This window comes from Undibacterium sp. 14-3-2 (assembly GCF_016595265.1).
GTDB classification, from domain to species: Bacteria; Pseudomonadota; Gammaproteobacteria; order Burkholderiales; family Burkholderiaceae_D; genus Undibacterium; species Undibacterium aquatile.
Genome location: NZ_JAENGS010000001.1, coordinates 691,251 through 708,088 on the forward strand (window position 1 = coordinate 691,251; position 16,838 = coordinate 708,088).

General features: G+C 50.7%; 14 protein-coding genes. 7 read left to right on the forward strand and 7 right to left on the reverse strand.

The window, feature by feature from the left end; translation table 11 throughout:
* The first annotated feature begins 62 nt into the window (after positions 1 to 62).
* The 6 genes from mutM (at position 63) to Undi14_RS03145 (ending at position 7,913) form a co-directional block, all read left to right on the forward strand.
* Positions 63 to 884 (forward strand): bifunctional DNA-formamidopyrimidine glycosylase/DNA-(apurinic or apyrimidinic site) lyase, encoded by an 822-nt coding sequence (gene mutM, locus Undi14_RS03120; RefSeq protein ID WP_200177860.1) that lies wholly within the window; start codon positions 63 to 65, stop codon positions 882 to 884.
* Positions 885 to 1,186: 302 nt separating this feature from the next.
* Positions 1,187 to 3,124: a dynamin family protein gene (locus tag Undi14_RS03125; protein ID WP_200177861.1), complete on the forward strand. Its 1,938-nt coding sequence runs from the start codon at positions 1,187 to 1,189 to the stop codon at positions 3,122 to 3,124.
* Positions 3,125 to 3,135: 11 nt separating this feature from the next.
* Entirely contained in the window at positions 3,136 to 4,302 is a 1,167-nt protein-coding gene (gene mutY / locus Undi14_RS03130; RefSeq protein WP_200177862.1) for an A/G-specific adenine glycosylase, read from the forward strand.
* Between the two features lie 175 nt (positions 4,303 to 4,477).
* Positions 4,478 to 5,911, forward strand: a complete 1,434-nt coding sequence (locus Undi14_RS03135) for an alpha/beta hydrolase (RefSeq protein WP_200177863.1) — start codon at positions 4,478 to 4,480, stop codon at positions 5,909 to 5,911.
* The gene (locus Undi14_RS03140) at positions 5,908 to 6,753 is read left to right on the forward strand and encodes an ATP-binding cassette domain-containing protein (protein ID WP_200177864.1); all 846 of its coding nucleotides are present in this window, start codon (positions 5,908 to 5,910) and stop codon (positions 6,751 to 6,753) included. Before Undi14_RS03135 ends, Undi14_RS03140 begins: the two co-directional genes overlap by 4 nt.
* A gap of 5 nt (positions 6,754 to 6,758) precedes the next feature.
* The gene (locus Undi14_RS03145) at positions 6,759 to 7,913 is read left to right on the forward strand and encodes an ABC transporter permease (protein ID WP_200177865.1); all 1,155 of its coding nucleotides are present in this window, start codon (positions 6,759 to 6,761) and stop codon (positions 7,911 to 7,913) included.
* Between the two features lie 110 nt (positions 7,914 to 8,023).
* Here the strand turns inward: Undi14_RS03145 and rapZ are convergent, their stop codons facing one another.
* The 7 genes from rapZ to ilvA form a co-directional block, all read right to left on the reverse strand.
* Complete coding sequence (rapZ, locus tag Undi14_RS03150) at positions 8,024 to 8,881, reverse strand: RNase adapter RapZ (protein ID WP_200177866.1); 858 nt, start codon at positions 8,879 to 8,881, stop codon at positions 8,024 to 8,026.
* Position 8,882: 1 nt separating this feature from the next.
* The gene (gene hprK / locus Undi14_RS03155; RefSeq protein WP_186884720.1) at positions 8,883 to 9,824 is read right to left on the reverse strand and encodes an HPr(Ser) kinase/phosphatase; all 942 of its coding nucleotides are present in this window, start codon (positions 9,822 to 9,824) and stop codon (positions 8,883 to 8,885) included.
* A gap of 42 nt (positions 9,825 to 9,866) precedes the next feature.
* A complete protein-coding gene (locus tag Undi14_RS03160) occupies positions 9,867 to 10,340 on the reverse strand; it encodes a PTS sugar transporter subunit IIA (protein WP_200177867.1) in 474 nt (157 codons plus the stop codon).
* Between the two features lie 103 nt (positions 10,341 to 10,443).
* Positions 10,444 to 13,098: an EAL domain-containing protein gene (locus tag Undi14_RS03165; RefSeq protein ID WP_200177868.1), complete on the reverse strand. Its 2,655-nt coding sequence runs from the start codon at positions 13,096 to 13,098 to the stop codon at positions 10,444 to 10,446.
* A 95-nt stretch (positions 13,099 to 13,193) separates the two neighbouring features.
* Entirely contained in the window at positions 13,194 to 13,787 is a 594-nt protein-coding gene (locus tag Undi14_RS03170; protein ID WP_200177869.1) for a hypothetical protein, read from the reverse strand.
* Positions 13,788 to 13,837: 50 nt separating this feature from the next.
* On the reverse strand, positions 13,838 to 14,686 hold the full coding sequence (gene queF, locus Undi14_RS03175; RefSeq protein ID WP_200177870.1) for an NADPH-dependent 7-cyano-7-deazaguanine reductase QueF: 849 nt from the start codon (positions 14,684 to 14,686) through the stop codon (positions 13,838 to 13,840).
* Between the two features lie 7 nt (positions 14,687 to 14,693).
* Positions 14,694 to 16,241, reverse strand: coding sequence for a threonine ammonia-lyase, biosynthetic (ilvA, locus tag Undi14_RS03180; protein WP_200177871.1), 1,548 nt, complete (start codon positions 16,239 to 16,241; stop codon positions 14,694 to 14,696).
* A gap of 81 nt (positions 16,242 to 16,322) precedes the next feature.
* On the opposite strand from ilvA, the gene Undi14_RS03185 reads away from it, so the two are divergent.
* Positions 16,323 to 16,814, forward strand: a complete 492-nt coding sequence (locus tag Undi14_RS03185) for a YqaA family protein (protein WP_200178215.1) — start codon at positions 16,323 to 16,325, stop codon at positions 16,812 to 16,814.
* The last annotated feature ends 24 nt before the right edge of the window (positions 16,815 to 16,838 follow it).

A 16,838-nucleotide genomic window follows, 5' to 3' on the forward strand; every position in this document is an offset into this window, starting at 1 on the left:
TGCCGCCTTACTTTCTGAACTCTGCAAAATTAGAAACTTCATTGATATAAAAGTTCCAGACTATGCCCGAATTACCTGAGGTTGAAGTGACACGTCGTGGCGTTGCGCCCCATTTGACGGGGCAGCGGGTGACCGCTGTGATCATGCGGCGCGCTGGCTTACGCTGGCCTTTCCCCGCAGATTTACCTGCTTTGCTGACGGGGCACACCATACTTGCGACAAGACGGCGCGGTAAATATCTGTTGCTCCATTTTCAGCATGGCACGGTGCTGATTCATTTGGGAATGTCGGGGCATTTGCGTATTTTGCCAGCGACAACGCCGCCAGAAAAACACGATCACATTGATATCATCGTCGGCAGGCAGGCGTTGCGGATGACGGATCCGCGTCGTTTTGGCGCGGTACTCTGGCATTCTGCGGCTGATGGCGATCTCGACCATCATGTCTTGCTGAAAAATCTGGGTGTTGAACCGCTGGAAGATCAGTTCAGTGCAGAATTGCTGTTTCGCCTGACCCGGCAGCGCAGTGCTGCGATCAAGCAGGTATTGCTGGCAGGCGATATCGTGGTCGGCGTTGGCAATATTTACGCATCGGAAAGTCTGTTTAAAGCAAAAATTAACCCAAAAATTCAGGCGAAACGCATCAGCCTTGTCCGTTATCGTTTGCTGGCCGAGGCGATACGCGAAACCTTGGCCGCAGCGATAGAGCAGGGCGGCAGCACCTTAAAAGATTTCGTCGGAGTTGACGGACAAAGCGGCTATTTTCAGCAAAATTACTTCGTCTATGATCGCGCAGGTGAAGATTGCCGGCTTTGCGGGCATACTGTGCGCAAAATATTGCAAGGGCAGCGCAGCAGCTTTTATTGTCCGCATTGTCAGAAGTAAATCGCATAGGACTGACGCAATACTGCCCCTGCGGCGTTATGAATCGTGGCCGTGCTATTCGTACTGTCTTCGTCGCCATGGTGTAGTCAGGGTTTCAGGCAACATGTTGCCTGCTGGCGAAACGGACATTGCTTACCAGCGATGTTTCCCAAAGCAGAAAAAAACTTTTTAGCCTGGCTAGCACAACTTTACGTAATTCCTGTGGCATTTGTGTTTCGAATTGTGAGTGAAAGCTGGATTTACGGGTATTTTTTCGTCCATCCATATATACTTGAACGAATAAGAAATTAACCGAGGGAAACATGAGCAATCTGGTCCAAAAATTCCAAGAATACAGTGAGTGGCGCAAGGGAGTTGTACGTGCACTTGAACAGTATCGCGCCTGGACGAATGGATCGGATATGGCCGATACGGCGACAGACCAGCGACTTGCGCGCCTGATGGAACGTCTGGTTGACGATAAGTTGTCGATCGCTTTTGTGGCGGAATTTTCGCGCGGTAAATCTGAACTGATTAACGCGATTTTTTTTGCTGATTACGGTCAGCGCATTCTGCCTTCTTCAGCAGGGCGCACGACGATGTGTCCGACAGAATTACTGTATGACGACACGATTCCGCCATGTATCCGCCTGTTGCCGATAGAGACCCGCGCAGAGGCACAGTCCACCAGCGAATACAAAGGTCAGAGCCACGTCTGGAAAGTGCTGCCGCTGAATATCAGTTCCGGTGATGGGATGCTGGAAGCATTCAAGCAAGTCAGTCTGACAAAGAAAGTCAGTATCGAGATGGCCAAGCAATATGGCTTGTTTGATGAAGATGATCCGGATGCCGCGCTGGAAGTTGACGAAAACGGCATGGTGGAAATTTCTCAATGGCGCCATGCCATCGTGAACTTCCCTCATCCTTTGTTAAAGGAAGGCCTGATCATTGTTGATACGCCGGGCTTGAACGCGATCGGTACCGAGCCTGAACTGACGCTGAATCTGATTCCGAATGCGCATGCCGTCTTGTTTATTCTGGCAGCTGATACCGGTGTGACCAAGAGTGATATTGATGTCTGGCGTAACCATATCGGTGGCGGGCCAGGACGCATGGTCGTACTGAATAAGATCGACAGCATGTGGGACGAGTTGCGTACACCGGAAGAAATTGAAAAGCAGTTGTCGCGTCAGGTGACTACCGTTGCGCATACGCTGGCGATTGAAGAAAAGCAGATTTTTCCTGTGTCGGCACAAAAAGGGCTGGTCGCCAAGATCAACAAAGATGCGCCTTTACTGGCAAAAACCCGTTTGCCCGCACTGGAATACGCGTTATCGAAAGAGTTGATTCCGGCTAAACAAGACATCATCCGCGCCCAATTGGAATCCGATATCCATGAAATCGCTGCTACGCAACAGGCCATCATTTCATCGCGCGGCCGGAACGTCGTGGAGCAAATGCTGGAACTCAAAGGTTTGCGTGGCAAAAACATGAATGTGATCGAACACATGATGAAGCGTGTCGACGCAGAGAAAAAAGAATTTGATGCGAGCTTGATCCGTATGCAGGGAACACGTTCCGTCTTTACTCGCCTGTCGACCGAGGTCTACACCAATCTCGGCATGGATATTTTGCGTGAAGAGATACGCAAGACCCGTGAAGCGATGGAAAAAAGTTATTTGTCGGTGGGTTTGCGTGAGTCGATCAAGCATTTTTTTGCGCAGGTGCGCCTGAATCTGATTGAGTCCAATAAAAAGACGGATGAAATATCAGAAATGATGGTCGTGATGTACCGTAAATTCTCGACCGAACATGGTCTGGCCTTATCCGCACCAATGCCGTTTTCTCTGGATAAATACATCAAAGAACTGGACGCAATCGAAGTCGTATATCAAAAACAATTTAACGCGACGACCATGCTGACGAACACCCGTGTCGCCCTGATGCGTAAGTTTTTCGATTCTGTTGCGGCGCGCGTAAAGCAAAACTTTTTACAGGCAAATAAAGATGTGGAAGCCTGGCAGAAAGTGGTGATGGCACCGTTAGAAGCGCAAATCCGTGAACACAAAAATCAACTGAAAAACCGCATGCAGTCGATACAACGGATACACGTTGCGACCGATAGCCTGGAAGATAAAATTGCCTCATTCGAAGCGCTGCAAGCCGAGGTGGATGCACAGAAGCAGGGTTTGCAACAGATGCAGGACAATTTGAAAGCAGCATTGAGCGCAGACTTGAAAAACCTGAAGGTCGCGGCATAAGTCGAGAATTAATGAAACGTCGTATTCCGGCGGCTGCGGCCGCCAATTTTATTCACCCTGAATTTGTTGATCCCGATTTTTCTGCAACGGTGATACGGTGGCAGAAACAACATGGCAGACATGGATTACCCTGGCAGCAAAGCCGCGAAGCCTACCGCGTCTGGTTATCCGAAATCATGTTGCAGCAGACGCAGGTGAGCGCGGTCATTCCGTATTACCAGAAATTCTTACAAAGTTTCCCTACCGTCTTTGATCTTGCCGCCGCACCCGCTGAAGATGTGATGGCGCACTGGAGCGGACTCGGCTATTACACCCGTGCCCGCAATCTGCATCAGTGCGCAAAGCAAGTTGTGGAAAAATATCAGGGACAGTTTCCCGCGGATCAGGCCTTGCTCGAACAATTGCCGGGCATAGGTCGTTCTACTGCCGCCGCCATTACGGCATTTTCGTATGGCACGGTGGCGGCCATTCTCGATGGCAATGTCAAACGTGTCTTTGCGCGGGTATTCGGTATTGCCGGTTATCCTGGTACCAAAGTTATCGAAGACAGTATGTGGCAACGTGCGTTAGCGCTGTTGCCGGAAGAGGGCATTGAATCGTACACGCAAGGTCTGATGGATCTCGGCGCCACCTTGTGTACCCGCAGCAGCCCTGCTTGCGGGCGTTGTCCTTTGCAGGCACGCTGTGTTGCTTTTGCCGAAGGCCGTACTGCCGAATTGCCTACCCGCAAGCCGAAGAAACAAGCAAAAGAAAAGCGCGCTGTGATGCTGCTGTTGCTGGATCAGAATCGTGTTTTATTAGAGCGGCGCCCCGACAGTGGCATCTGGGGCGGCTTACTGTCATTGCCCGAAGTTGACGGCATGCAGGAACACATCGCGACTGAGGATGATGCTGGCGATGCAGGTACGACTTTCCAGGTGAAGACACCCGCCTTGTTGGCGCTGACTGAGCGATTTGGCGAGGTTGAAATCCGTCGTGAATTGCCAGTGATTGAGCATGTATTCACACATTTTAAATTGCATATTCATACAGTGGTGGCCGAGCTGACGCAACATGCACCACAAGTGGCCGACGCCAATTATGTCTGGCTGGATTTGAAGCAGGCGGCTGATGCGGGTCTGCCAGCGCCGATCAAAACTTTGCTGAATTCCTTAGCGCAAGCGGAGTTGCAGCTTTAATTGTTTGTCGCGGTTTTGTTGCGGAGATGATTCTTTGCCACGCGAGGCAATCGCGAACTCATCCTCTTATCCGTGGTTTTCGTCGCTGATTTCGTTGTTTTGTCGCAAGACGGACTTTTTATATATTGTTCGCTTTACACTACGCTCCTCGATATTGTTTATTCAGGAGACCACCTTGCGAAAGCATATTTTCCTTGCGGTTTTTGGTATTTTTTCAGCCGGTGCGTCGTTCGCCGCTGATACCGTAACCAGCCCCTGCCGTTTACCTGAATTTCCTCAGGAATTGCGATGTGGAAAAGTTCAACGACCGTTGAATCCGGCTGAGCCGGGGGGCAAAAAAATCGATGTGCATTACGTTGTATTGCCTTCGCAGGATAAAAATAAACTGCCTGATGCGGTGTTCTTGCTTGCCGGTGGGCCGGGGCAGAGTGCGATTAATCTCGCCAGCTTTGGTCAGGCCATGTTCAGTCGTTTAAATAAGCGGCGTGATCTGGTCTTTGTCGATCAGCGTGGTACCGGACGCAGCGCCTCGCTGGCCTGCCCTGAACTTGAAAATTCACCAGACGTTGCCGATGACGTGCAGATGCAAAAGCAATCTGATGCTTGTCTGGCGCGTTTAAAAACCTTGCCGCACGGTGATCTGCGTTTTTACAGTACCAGTATCGCGGTGCAGGATATTGAAGCGGTGCGCAAGCAACAGGCGTACGACAGAATTAATCTGGTCGGTGCTTCGTATGGCACTCGCGTAGGTCTTGAATTTGCCAGACAATTTCCCCTTTCAGTGAAGCGCATGGTACTTGATGGCGTGGTGCCGCCGGATATGAGTCTGCCCGCCGCGGATGCACAGGTCGCATTGGATGGTGTGTTTCAGGATTGCGCCCGGCAAGCATCGTGCAACGCGGCTTATCCGGTGTTGGCACAGCAATGGAAAAGTTTAAGCACGCGCATGCCGCAGACTGTCAGTGTCACGCATCCTCGCCTGGGTACACCGTTGAAATTCAATATGACGCATGACGTTCTTTTGAGTCTGGTGCATAAGACCTTGTATGCACCGACAACGCTCGCCGGTTTGCCGTATGCGCTGACGCAGGCAGGTCAGGGCAACTACCAGCCGCTGGTTACTTTGAGTGGCGCTACGAATCTGCCCGGAGCGGCAGGAATTAATTACGGCATGCATTTTTCGGTCTGGTGTTCCGAGATATTTGCGCGCCCCTTAGCTCCTCCTAAAGATGAATTTGAAAAGCTGATGACGGATATGTATCAGCGCACTTGCAAAAACTGGCCGCGCGCCAGTATTCCGGCGGAATTTTTCTCGATTCCTGCTGCACAGTCGCCAGTCATGTTGCTGAGCGGTGGCATTGATCCGGTCACGCCTATACGTCATGGTGCAGCCGTTGCGAAAGCATTGGGTTCACAGGCGCTGCATATCACGATAGAGAACGCTGGTCATGGTTTGCTGGCGCAAGGCTGCGTGCGGGACGTGGTTTATCGCTTTCTGAACGCCAAAGAAAATACCGATGCGCTGAAAGTTGATAGCAGTTGTGTACGTCAGATTCCACGCCCATTAGCGTGGCAAGCTCTGCAAGCCGGAAAGGAGGTGCAGCCATGATTATCGTCAACGATTTACATAAGACCTTCGTCAGGCAAGGAAAAGCCAGCGCAAAAAATGCGGCAGATATTGCGCGTATGCTGGGACTGATGAAGAAAAAAAATGAAGTAGTGAATGCCGTCAATGGCGTCAGCTTTACTGCGCAGGACGGCGCGATTACTGGCCTGCTTGGCGCCAACGGTGCCGGTAAAACGACCACCTTACGCATGGTCGCCGCCTTACTGAATCCCGATCGCGGTGACATTACCGTCGATGGCATCAAGGTGCAGGCGGGCATTTCATCGACGCAATCGCAGATGGGCGTGTTATCCGATGCGCGCGGCTTGTATCCGCGACTGACGGCTCGCGAGAATATTCACTACTATGGTCTGTTGCATGGCATGTCCGCAGAGCAGGCGGCACAGCGCACCGAGCAGCTGTCGCACTGGCTGGAAATGGGTGCGTTACTGGACAGACGTACCGATGGTTTCAGTCAGGGCGAACGCATGAAAACAGCACTGGCGCGGGCATTGGTGCACGATCCTAAGAACATCATTCTTGACGAGCCTACCAATGGTCTGGATGTTGTGGCGACACGCGCGTTGCGGGAATTTTTGCGCTGGCTGCGTTCTGCTGAAGGTGGCGGCAAATGCATTATTTTTTCCACTCACATCATGCAGGAAGTGGAGCGTCTGTGTGACGATGTCGTCATCGTGGCACAAGGAAAAAATGTTGCGCGCGGCACCGTTGCCGGCTTGTTGCAACAAGCGGAAGAAAACAATTTTGAAGATGCCTTCGTGAAGCTGGCATTTTTGCAGACCGAAAATGTGACGACTAATGTGACGATGGGAGCGCGCGGATGAAAGCGATGTTAACGATTTTTCGCAAAGAGATAAAAGATGCTTTGCGCGACCGCCGCACCTTGATGACTGCCTTGCTGAGTTCCTTGCTTGGCGTTCCTCTGATGCTGTTTATTTTCTCGGCTGTGTTATCGCAGGTTGAGTCACAGGAAGAGAAACGCACAGTGTTGGCGGTTGGTATCGAATATGCGCCGCAACTGGAAAATTTCATTTTGCGGCAGGGATATCAGATCAAAGCTGCACCGGTGGATTATGAGGCCAAATCACGTAGTAAAGAGCTGGATCAGCCGGTGTTACTGGTGCCGCAGGATTTTGAAAAGAAACTGATGACGGGCGATAAAGCCATTCTCGAAGTCGCGTATGACAGTAATAATCGTCAGGCCGAATTCGGCTTGCGACCACTCAAGCGTTTGCTGGAAGCCTTCACACAGGAAACCACGCTGATGGGCTTGACCATGCGCGGCATTTCCACCGAATTATTGCAGCGAATTGAGGTCAGGGAACGTCGTTTGCAAAAGCCGGAAGAACGCAAAGCATCGATCACGGAAATGCTGCCAATGATGGTATTGATGGCGATTATCATCGGTGGCATGTATGCCGCGATTGATACCACGGCGGGTGAACGTGAGCGCGGTTCGCTCGAACCGCTGATGATGAATCCGGTCAGTGGCTGGCAACTGGCGATAGGTAAATGGGGCGCGGTGGCGGCGGTAGGAATGGGCGTTGTGGTGTTGACGATCTTCAGCTTCTTTCCGTCGCAGTGGCTGATTAAAAATGATACTTTGCGCGCCGAGTTTCAATTCGGTATCAAGGATGCGATTGGTTTTCTGATGGTGCTATTGCCGTTGGCGGCGAGCATGGCGGCGTTACAGATCGCGATTGCGCTCGATTGTAAAAGCTACAAAGAAGCACAGGTTCGCAATCAGATCGTGACCATGTTCATTCCGTTCGTCAGCCTGATTCCGATTTTGTTCCCGGGTCGCGAACCGGCGTGGTTCAAATGGGTGCCGGTGCTGGCGCAGAATCAGATGATGAATCAGGTGTTAAAAGGCGAGGTGCTGCACCCGCTGACGGTTGGTATGGCGCTTGCCACCTGCGTTCTGATTACCGTGATTTGTCTGATGTATATTGCGCAGAAAATGCGCAAGGTAGTGATGGTGTAACGCGTATTTTTGCGATACTCCCCCCTATTTTTAAGAAAACACCGTTGATGTCCTTATGAATAAACGGGGTTTTTATATACTCCGGGGGAGTATATTTTTGCTAAAAATGCTCAGTGCAGCCTGCGGTGTCTGACCAGCACCTGCTCTGACTGCTGAAAATGGCGGCTCAGTTTTTCTACCATGTAGACCGAGCGATGCTGGCCGCCGGTACAACCGATGGCGATAGTCAGGTAACTGCGATTGTCGTCTTTGAACGACGGTATCCATTTCGTCAGAAAAGCCAGAATATCGGCATACATATCCTGCGCCATGGCCTGATTGTCCAGATAGTCAACAACAGGGGCATCACGCCCGGTCAGCGGACGCAGCACCAGATCGTAATGAGGATTCGGCAGCATCCTGACATCAAAGACATAATCAGCATCAAGCGGTACGCCGCGTTTAAACGCAAATGATTCAAACATCAGCGTTAATGGCGCGTGCGGCATGTCTATCATGTTCTTGACCCAGCTACGCAGCTGATTGGCACTCAGATCGGTCGTGTCGATGACATGGGCTAAGGCCTGAATTTCCGCCAGAATTTCACGCTCTTCTTCTATGCATTCAATCAGGCTTAATTTCTCGACACAAGCATCTTCCCGGGTTAGCCGGTGCGATAGCGGATGGCTGCGCCGCGTTTCTGAAAAACGGGCGACCAGCGAATCAGTGCTGGCCGTGAGAAAAAGCATTCTGACTTCGTGTCCGGCCTTCGATAAAATCTGCTTGGTCTGCAGGACACCAGTCAATTGGCTGGCGCTGCGCGAGTCAATCGCAACCGCCACCAGCGGTTCATTCGATAAAGTTGTGATTAATTCCGGCAACAGGCTGGGCGGTAAATTATCGACGCAGTAATAGCCCGCATCTTCCAGTACATTCAGCGCGACCGATTTTCCTGAGCCGGAAATACCGGAGATCAGCAGGATTTGCATCTCAGTCTCCCGCCTCCATTGCGCGGCGCTGGCGTTCCATGAAATCTTCCAGTGTATTAATACCGCGCAATTGCAAGATCGTATTGCGTACCGCTGCTTCCAGCAAAACGGCGATGTTACGACCCGCCGCAACCGGGATCACGACTTTGCGTATCGGTAGTCCCAGCACATCTTCGGTTTGTGAATCGATAGGCAGGCGTTCGTAATTTTCTTCGAGTGTGCTGCGGCGAACCAGATGCACTATCAGTTTCAGCCGCATTTTGCGGCGTACTGCTGTTTCACCGAAAATTGTTTTGATATCGAGCAGACCCAGACCGCGGACTTCCAGCAGATTTTGTAAAAGCTCAGGGCAGCGGCCTTCTATCATGTTCGGCGCAATGCGGGAAAACTCAACCGCATCGTCCGCCACCAGACCGTGGCTACGGGAAATCAGTTCCAGACCCAGCTCACTTTTACCTAAACCGGATTCACCGGTAATCAGTACACCCACGCCCAGCACGTCCATGAAGACGCCGTGCATGGTGATTTTCTGTGCCAGTTTTTTCGACAGATACACGCGCAGATAATCGATCACCTGCGCCGAAGGATAAGGTGTGGAAAACAGGGCGATGTTGTTATCGTCACAGGCAGTCAGAAATTCCGGTGGAGAATCGAGTCCCTGAGCGACGATCAGAGCTGGTGGCTCACCAGCCACCAGTTCCCGGAAAAGATTGGCGCGGGATGCACTGGATAAACGTTCAAAGTAGGCTAACTCCTGCGGTCCAAGCACCTGAATGCGACCCGGATGAATCAGATTTAAATGGCCAACCTGATCAGCAGAGGAGGCTGCATCGCCGATGATTTGTTTATCGGCACCCGCAAAGCCGGCGAACCAGCCGAGTTGCATGATGTCGCGATTGTCATCGTAAATTTTTTGTATCGTTAATTCAGTGAGTAAGGGCATGGATAAGCAATAAAAAAAATCAGACGACAACAAAATGGTGTGTCAGGAAACGGCGGAAACGTCCGGACGCCAGGCGAGGATTCTTTCGTGCACAACGCTGGCGCTGGCTTCTGCGTTTAATTCGTCACGGAAGCTTTCATTCGACAACATCTCGGCAATTTCTGACAGTATTTCCAGATGTTGTTGCGTCACATTGTCTGGCATTAACAGGAAAATCAGCAGTTTGACAGCCTGCCCATCCGGTGACTCAAACGGAATGCCGTCTTTCAGTCTGACTAATGCTGCGATCGGAGTTTTCAAACCCTTGATGCGTCCGTGCGGGACGGCAACGCCGTGCCCCAGTCCGGTGGAACCTAAGCGTTCGCGCGCAAACAGATTATCGGAGACGGTAGAACGGGCGATGCCGCAATTATTTTCAAATAACAGGCCTGCTTGCTCGAATGCACGTTTTTTACTGGAAATTTCCAGGTCCAGCAGTACGTTGGCGAGGGGAAGAATTTTTGCGATATTCGTCATAGTGCAAGATCGGGTTACAGCAGAGGGTTTGGTGTGCAAAGGCGAGTCCGGTGCGAACCGAATTATAGGCTGCTTTTGGAGGGGGCGGCAAATTAGCGCAACTTCACTGCTGTCTGTTGTTCTTCAACAGTTTTTCAAACTGCTCAACGGGTAAGGGCTTACTAAAATAATAGCCCTGCATTTCCTGACATCCGGAGTCGGTCAGGAAAAACATTTGCTCTGCATTTTCCACACCTTCGGCGGTAATACTCATACCCAATGCGTTGGCCATCGCAATAATCGCGTGCGTGAGGACGACAGAATCCTGATTTTCCGGAATTTTACTGATAAAGGAGCGATCAATTTTCAGGTTGTCGATAGGGAAACGTTGTAAATACGATAAAGAGGAGAAGCCGGTACCAAAATCATCGAGTGAGATACTCACGCCCAGCGCTTTGATTGCGTTGAACATCGGCAACAGGCGATCAATCTCACCCATCAGCAAACCTTCGGTGATTTCCAGCTGTAAAGCCGAAGGCGGTAAGCCGGATTTTTGCAGGGTTGCAGCAATAAAATCGCACAACGTCACGTCCTGAAACTGACGCGGAGAAATATTCACGCTGACCACCAGATCGGGAACCAGATTGTCCCGCCAGTATTTTGTTTGCTGGCAGACTTGTTCCAGTACCCAGCGCCCTATCGGCAGAATCAGTCCAATTTCTTCAGAAATCGGTATGAACTCATTCGGAGGAATTAAACCCTGGCCGGGCATTTGCCAGCGTATCAGGGCTTCAGCGCCGACGATACGCGATGTTTGCAGAGAAATTTTAGGCTGATAATAAACGAGGAATTCCTGCTCGGTCAGCGCCCGTCGCAGATTCGTTTCCAGCGTGTACCGATGCTGGGCGCGAGTATTTAATTCCGTTGTGAAAAACTGATAGTTATTCCGGCCTGATTCTTTGGCGTGATACATCGCGGAATCCGCGCACAGCATCAGCGTAGAGGCATCCAATCCATCATGCGGCGAGATGCTGATACCGATGGAGGTGCCGAGATAATATTCATTGCCATCGATGATGAAAGGATCGCGCATTCTTGCCAGAACGCGTTCGCTGAGGTCGCGCAGGTATTGCACATCTTCGACATTTTCGGCAACGATCACAAATTCATCACCACCTAAGCGGGCGAGCAGATCGGTGGTGCGTATGCATGAGCTCAGGCGTTTTGCAACATCGCGCAGCAAGCTGTCTCCGGCGGCATGTCCTGCCGTGTCGTTGACGTATTTGAAACGATCGAGATCCAGAAATAATATCGCCACGCGTTGCTTTTTTTGCTGCGAATCAGTGAGCGCCCGGGTCAGTCTTAAATTCAGTTGATGACGGTTCGGCAGGCCAGTCAGCGCGTCAAACGATGCCATGAACTTTAACTGCTGCTGCGTTTCCCTGACTTGGGTGGTATCGGTGAACGACAGTAAAACGGCCGAAACGGAAGTGCTGCGGTTTTTAAAAATCGGGAAGCAATTGATCAGTAACCAGACGATAGAACCATCACTTAATTCCACGCTGGTTGATAAATTCAATATCGGTTTGCCGGTGCGAACAACGGTAGATGCCGGATCGTCACCGAGTCGGATATCTTTCCCATCCTCGCTCATCAGGCGTTTGAAGTAACGGTGGCGGCGACTGATTTTAGTAATATCGTCTATCTTTAAAATTCTGAGTGCGCTGGGGTTACTGGTCAGGATTTGTCCTCCTGGCGCAATCACCATAATGCCTTCGGACAGATTAGTGACAACGGAGCGATAGCGTTCTTCGCTTTCTTCCAGCGTTTGCTCCATGTTCTTTTTATCGATCGCCAAACCGATCAGATCGCAGGCATCAATGATCATGGCCTGCTCATCCTCACCCGGGCTGTGCCGGTGCCGGTAATAGACGTCCACCGTTCCCAGAACGCTGTTAAAAGCGGTACTGATAGGATACGACCAACACGCTTGCAAACCATGTTCCAGCGCGCTGGCTTTGAATTTTTCCCACATCGGACTATGTGCGATGTCCTGAACGATGGTCAGGCGGTTGTAATGGACTGCGGCGGCGGCTGTACAGCTGTCTGTGCCAACTTCAATATTGTTGAGCAGGGAAGTGAATGTTTCCGGCAGAGAGGGCGCGGCACCTATCGTGATTTGCTTGCTTGAATGATCAAACAGGCTGATCGCGCAAAGGGCGTTGTTGTCCAGCAAGCGTTCCATGCGGTCACAGACATCTTCCAGTATGTGTACCAAGGGTTTGTCCAGCGCTATCATCTCGAGAATCTCTTTCTCGTGATGCAGTGCTTCGTGAATTCTGCTGGCTTTTGCGTCTAGGGAGTCATTTCCGTTGCGGCTGAATACCTGAAGACCATGCCGGTGCGTTTCACGGGCACTCAGCAATATTGCTGGCTGCCCCTGATAGTCAAAGCTAACGCTGCGGACTTCAATTTCTTGTTGTTGACCATCGAGTGCGATGCATTGATAAAAGTGCAGATCGTCGTGATTGCCGGGTGTCGGTATGGTTCCCGCACTGGGTTGTCTGGCGAGTAAGAAAGCCTCAGGCTTTAAGCCCAGCACTTGTACCAGATCAGCGGCTTTTATTAAAGCCAGCCCGGCCGGATTTGCATAAGCGATGCGATTGTCGATCAGGACATAGAAGGCGTCAGGATGCTGTTCCAACAAGGTTGCATGCCATTCGTCATCAAGGATGTACGCAGGAATGTTGCTACTCAGGAGTGGTGGAGGCAATTTCACGACAACAATTCTGGAATCTGTTCGAACTTCGGTTGTTGCACTATGGCAATGTGCGCCATCAATAATGACAAACTCTTAGTCGCTTCGTCAATTGTTTAGTTCAAATCCAGACGCACAAATAACAACAAGACGTCGCCATTCCCTTTATTTTGCGAGATGCGCGGCACATAGGATGCCATTAATTTACTTTTGCGGGTACCGATGGAGGCAATCGGTAATACTGCAGGAAACGGAACACCTGAGAAGTAATCGGCGCGGCTGATTAACAAGGCGGTAGCACCAACGCCGACTTCCAGTTTTTCAGACAGCGGCTTCATCCATTGATAGGCATAACCTGCCATCGGTTGCGGTTTGAAATGAGAATCAGAAATAATCATTGCGTACAACAATTCTTCATTGTCTTTTTCATTCCGTATCGTTTTGGCAAAACCTAAACCCCATGCGCGTTCATTCAATTCTGCGAGGCGCTCACGAGTGTACGTGTTGCGACCATGATGAGCGTAACCGGATAGCAGTAAAGACAAATCACCTTTGTCGAGAATATTTTCAGCTTTCGCTTTACCGCTGTCCCACCAGCTTTCGTCTTCTTTTTGTTGCGCTTGTGCAGTGCCGCTGAATGAGCTTAACGCCATCAGCAAACCTGATATGCAAAAAAAACGATGTAAAAATGAGATTTTAGAAATAGACATAATCAATTCAGAAAAATATAAAAAAGATGCAAAGTTTCCTGTAATGCAGCTTATTGCCGCGCGTTCCGGTCATTTGCAGGTTTTTTCCCTGTCGAAAAATTACTGCGCCAGGGATTGATATCAAGTCCGCCGCGGCGGGTATAGCGTGCATAAACTGATAACTTCTGCGGTTTGCAGTGGCGCATGATATCAACAAAAATACGCTCGACACACTGTTCATGAAATTCGTTGTGATTACGGAAACCGATCAGATAGCGCAACAGGCTTTCCTGATCAATCTGCGCACCGACATAGTGAATCTGTACGCTGCCCCAGTCTGGCTGGCCAGTCACCAGGCAGTTGGATTTCAGTAAATGTGAAATCAGAGTTTCTTCAACGATCGCTTCTGCCTGATTGGCACGCAGCAATTCCGGTGCAGGCGTGTAAGAATCGACTTCGATATCAAGTCTGTCGATCAGAGTACCTTCAAGTTCTGCCATCGTCAGCGAGCCAAAATTGTCTGACAGCGTCAGTTGCACATGCACAGGCGCACCGGCTGCCGCGGATAAATCGGCTTGCAGCAAGCTGATTAATGCATCGCTGCCTGCCAGTTTTGTCTGATTAAACGAATTCAGATACAGCTTGAATGATTTGGATTCGATGATGTTTGGCGAATCTGCCGGCACCGTGACCGTGGCAATCGCGACTTGCGGTTTGCCGCGTAAATTCAGCCACGACACCTCGTAGGCATTCCAGATATCGATGCCAAAGAAAGGCAAGGTATTACCGACGCCTATCTCTTCGCGTTTACCCGAGCGGGGAATCGGAAACAGCAGCGAGGGATCATATTCTGCTTTGTAGGTGGCGACTTTCCCGAGTAAAGATTGCTCGGGCAGATTACCGGATGTTGATTCAGTCATTGCAAAGTCAGTTTGGCTTTTGGCCTAAAAATAATTGATAGACAGGATTGTTGCTTTCATCCCAGTATTGATAGCCGAGTGAGGATAAAAATTCGCGGAAAGCACGCATTTCTTTTTTTGGTACCTGCAATCCCACCAGAATCCGCGCGTAATCCGCACCATGATTACGGTAGTGGAACAGGCTGATATTCCAGTTCGGCGCCATGCTATTGAGGAAGCGGGTCAATGCGCCAGGGCGTTCAGGGAATTCAAAGCGGTACAGTAATTCGTTTTCCGCCAGTGCACTTTTACCGCCGACCAGATGGCGAATGTGCATTTTTGCCAGCTCGTCATCCGTCAGGTCTAAGGTTGGGAAACCATGTTTTTCAAAATTTCTGGCGATTTTTCCAGATTCGGCGCGACCATTGACTTGTATGCCGACGAAGATATGCGCGTTTTTCTCGTCGTTGATGCGGTAATTAAACTCAGTGACATTACGGTCACCGACCAGTTCGCAAAAACGCCGGAAACTACCACGTTCCTCTGGAATAGTAACGGCAAACACTGCCTCGCGCGCTTCACCGACTTCGGCACGTTCAGCAACGAAGCGCAGGCGGTCGAAATTCATATTCGCACCACAGGCGATGGTTACCAGTGTTTCGTTTTTCAGTGGCTTTTTATTCGCTTTGGCACGTTCGATATACGCCTTGCAACCAGCGACCGCCAATGCACCGGCAGGTTCAAGAATGCTGCGGGTATCCTGAAATACATCCTTGATCGAGGCACAGACAGCGTCGGTATCGACAGTGATGATCTCGTCGACGTACATTTTTGCCAGTCGGAAGGTTTCTTCGCCGACCAGCTTGACCGCGGTGCCGTCAGAAAACAAGCCCACGTCGGTCAACGCTACGCGTTTGCCCGCTTTCAGGCTGCGTGCCATTGCATCTGAATCGACGGTTTGCACGCCGATAATTTTGATTTCCGGGCGTATCGCTTTCACATATGCCGCCACACCAGAGATCAGACCGCCACCGCCAATAGCGACAAAAATTGCATGGATAGGTGCAGAGTGCTGGCGCAAAATTTCCATGCCGATAGTGCCTTGTCCGGCGATCACGTCAGGATCGTCAAACGGATGCACAAACGTCAATTTACGTTTCTTTTCCAGCTCAGACGCATAGGCTGCCGCGTCTGAATACGAATCCCCAAACAGCACAATCTCGACATTCTCACCACCATGCGCACGAACCGCATCAATCTTGACTGGCGGCGTGGTGGTCGGCATCACGATCACCGCTTTACAACCGACGCGTTTCGCACTGAGGGCGACCCCCTGCGCGTGATTGCCGGCAGAAGCGCAGATGACACCGCGTTTGAGTTGGGCCGGTGTCAGATGGGCGATCTTGTTGTAAGCGCCGCGCAACTTAAAGCTGAAGACACTTTGCATATCCTCGCGCTTGAACATAATTCGATTATCCATCCGCGCTGACAGGCTGGGAGCGAATTCCAGCGGTGTTTCAAATGCAACGTCATAGACGCGCGCAGTCAGGATCTTTTTCAGATAATCAGTGCTCATATGCTTGAGAAAGTGAGTGGGATGGTGGGAAACATGGCTCCTATTATAATGGATGTCATTTCAGCTGACCTTTGGAATGACATGATAGAAGCAGGTGTGCAATGGTTGTTTAGCGTATTAGCTCTACCCAAAGTAGGGCTCAGCTCTGTATTTATTATCAGTTTTATTTCTGCGACGCTGATTCCTATGGGCTCGGAACCCGCCGTATTTGCGGTGATTAAAGCCAACCCTGAATTATTCTGGCCTGCGATGCTGATCGCGACTCTGGGTAACACGCTGGGTGGCGTTGTTGATTATGCGATGGGCTATGCCGCGAACCGTGCATTTCATCATGAACGTCAGAGTTTCTGGTTTGCCTGGTTACAGAAATTCGGAGCGAAGACTATGTTGCTCTCCTGGCTTCCTGTCATCGGTGATCCTATCTGTACGCTGGCCGGGTGGCTGAAGCTGCCTTTCTGGCCCAGCATCGCCTACATGGCACTGGGAAAATTCCTGCGTTACCTGACGGTCAGTTCTTTACTGCTCAGTGTGCCGGATGGTTTCTGGCACAGGCTTGCTGAACTTATTTCCTGAGTCTGCGACCAGCTATGGGGCGGG

Excerpts from the sequence above, each read along its gene's own strand:
- Undi14_RS03145 (WP_200177865.1), top strand. The coding sequence starts at position 6,759 with ATGTTAACGATTTTTCGCAAAGAGATAAAAGATGCTTTGCGCGACCGC.
- ilvA (WP_200177871.1), bottom strand. The coding sequence starts at position 16,241 with ATGAGCACTGATTATCTGAAAAAGATCCTGACTGCGCGCGTCTATGAC.
- mutY (WP_200177862.1), top strand. The coding sequence starts at position 3,136 with ATGAAACGTCGTATTCCGGCGGCTGCGGCCGCCAATTTTATTCACCCT.
- Undi14_RS03170 (WP_200177869.1), bottom strand. The coding sequence starts at position 13,787 with ATGTCTATTTCTAAAATCTCATTTTTACATCGTTTTTTTTGCATATCA.
- mutM (WP_200177860.1), top strand. The coding sequence starts at position 63 with ATGCCCGAATTACCTGAGGTTGAAGTGACACGTCGTGGCGTTGCGCCC.
- queF (WP_200177870.1), bottom strand. The coding sequence starts at position 14,686 with ATGACTGAATCAACATCCGGTAATCTGCCCGAGCAATCTTTACTCGGG.
- Undi14_RS03160 (WP_200177867.1), bottom strand. The coding sequence starts at position 10,340 with ATGACGAATATCGCAAAAATTCTTCCCCTCGCCAACGTACTGCTGGAC.
- rapZ (WP_200177866.1), bottom strand. The coding sequence starts at position 8,881 with ATGCAAATCCTGCTGATCTCCGGTATTTCCGGCTCAGGAAAATCGGTC.
- Undi14_RS03125 (WP_200177861.1), top strand. The coding sequence starts at position 1,187 with ATGAGCAATCTGGTCCAAAAATTCCAAGAATACAGTGAGTGGCGCAAG.
- hprK (WP_186884720.1), bottom strand. The coding sequence starts at position 9,824 with ATGCCCTTACTCACTGAATTAACGATACAAAAAATTTACGATGACAAT.
- Undi14_RS03185 (WP_200178215.1), top strand. The coding sequence starts at position 16,323 with ATGATAGAAGCAGGTGTGCAATGGTTGTTTAGCGTATTAGCTCTACCC.
- Undi14_RS03140 (WP_200177864.1), top strand. The coding sequence starts at position 5,908 with ATGATTATCGTCAACGATTTACATAAGACCTTCGTCAGGCAAGGAAAA.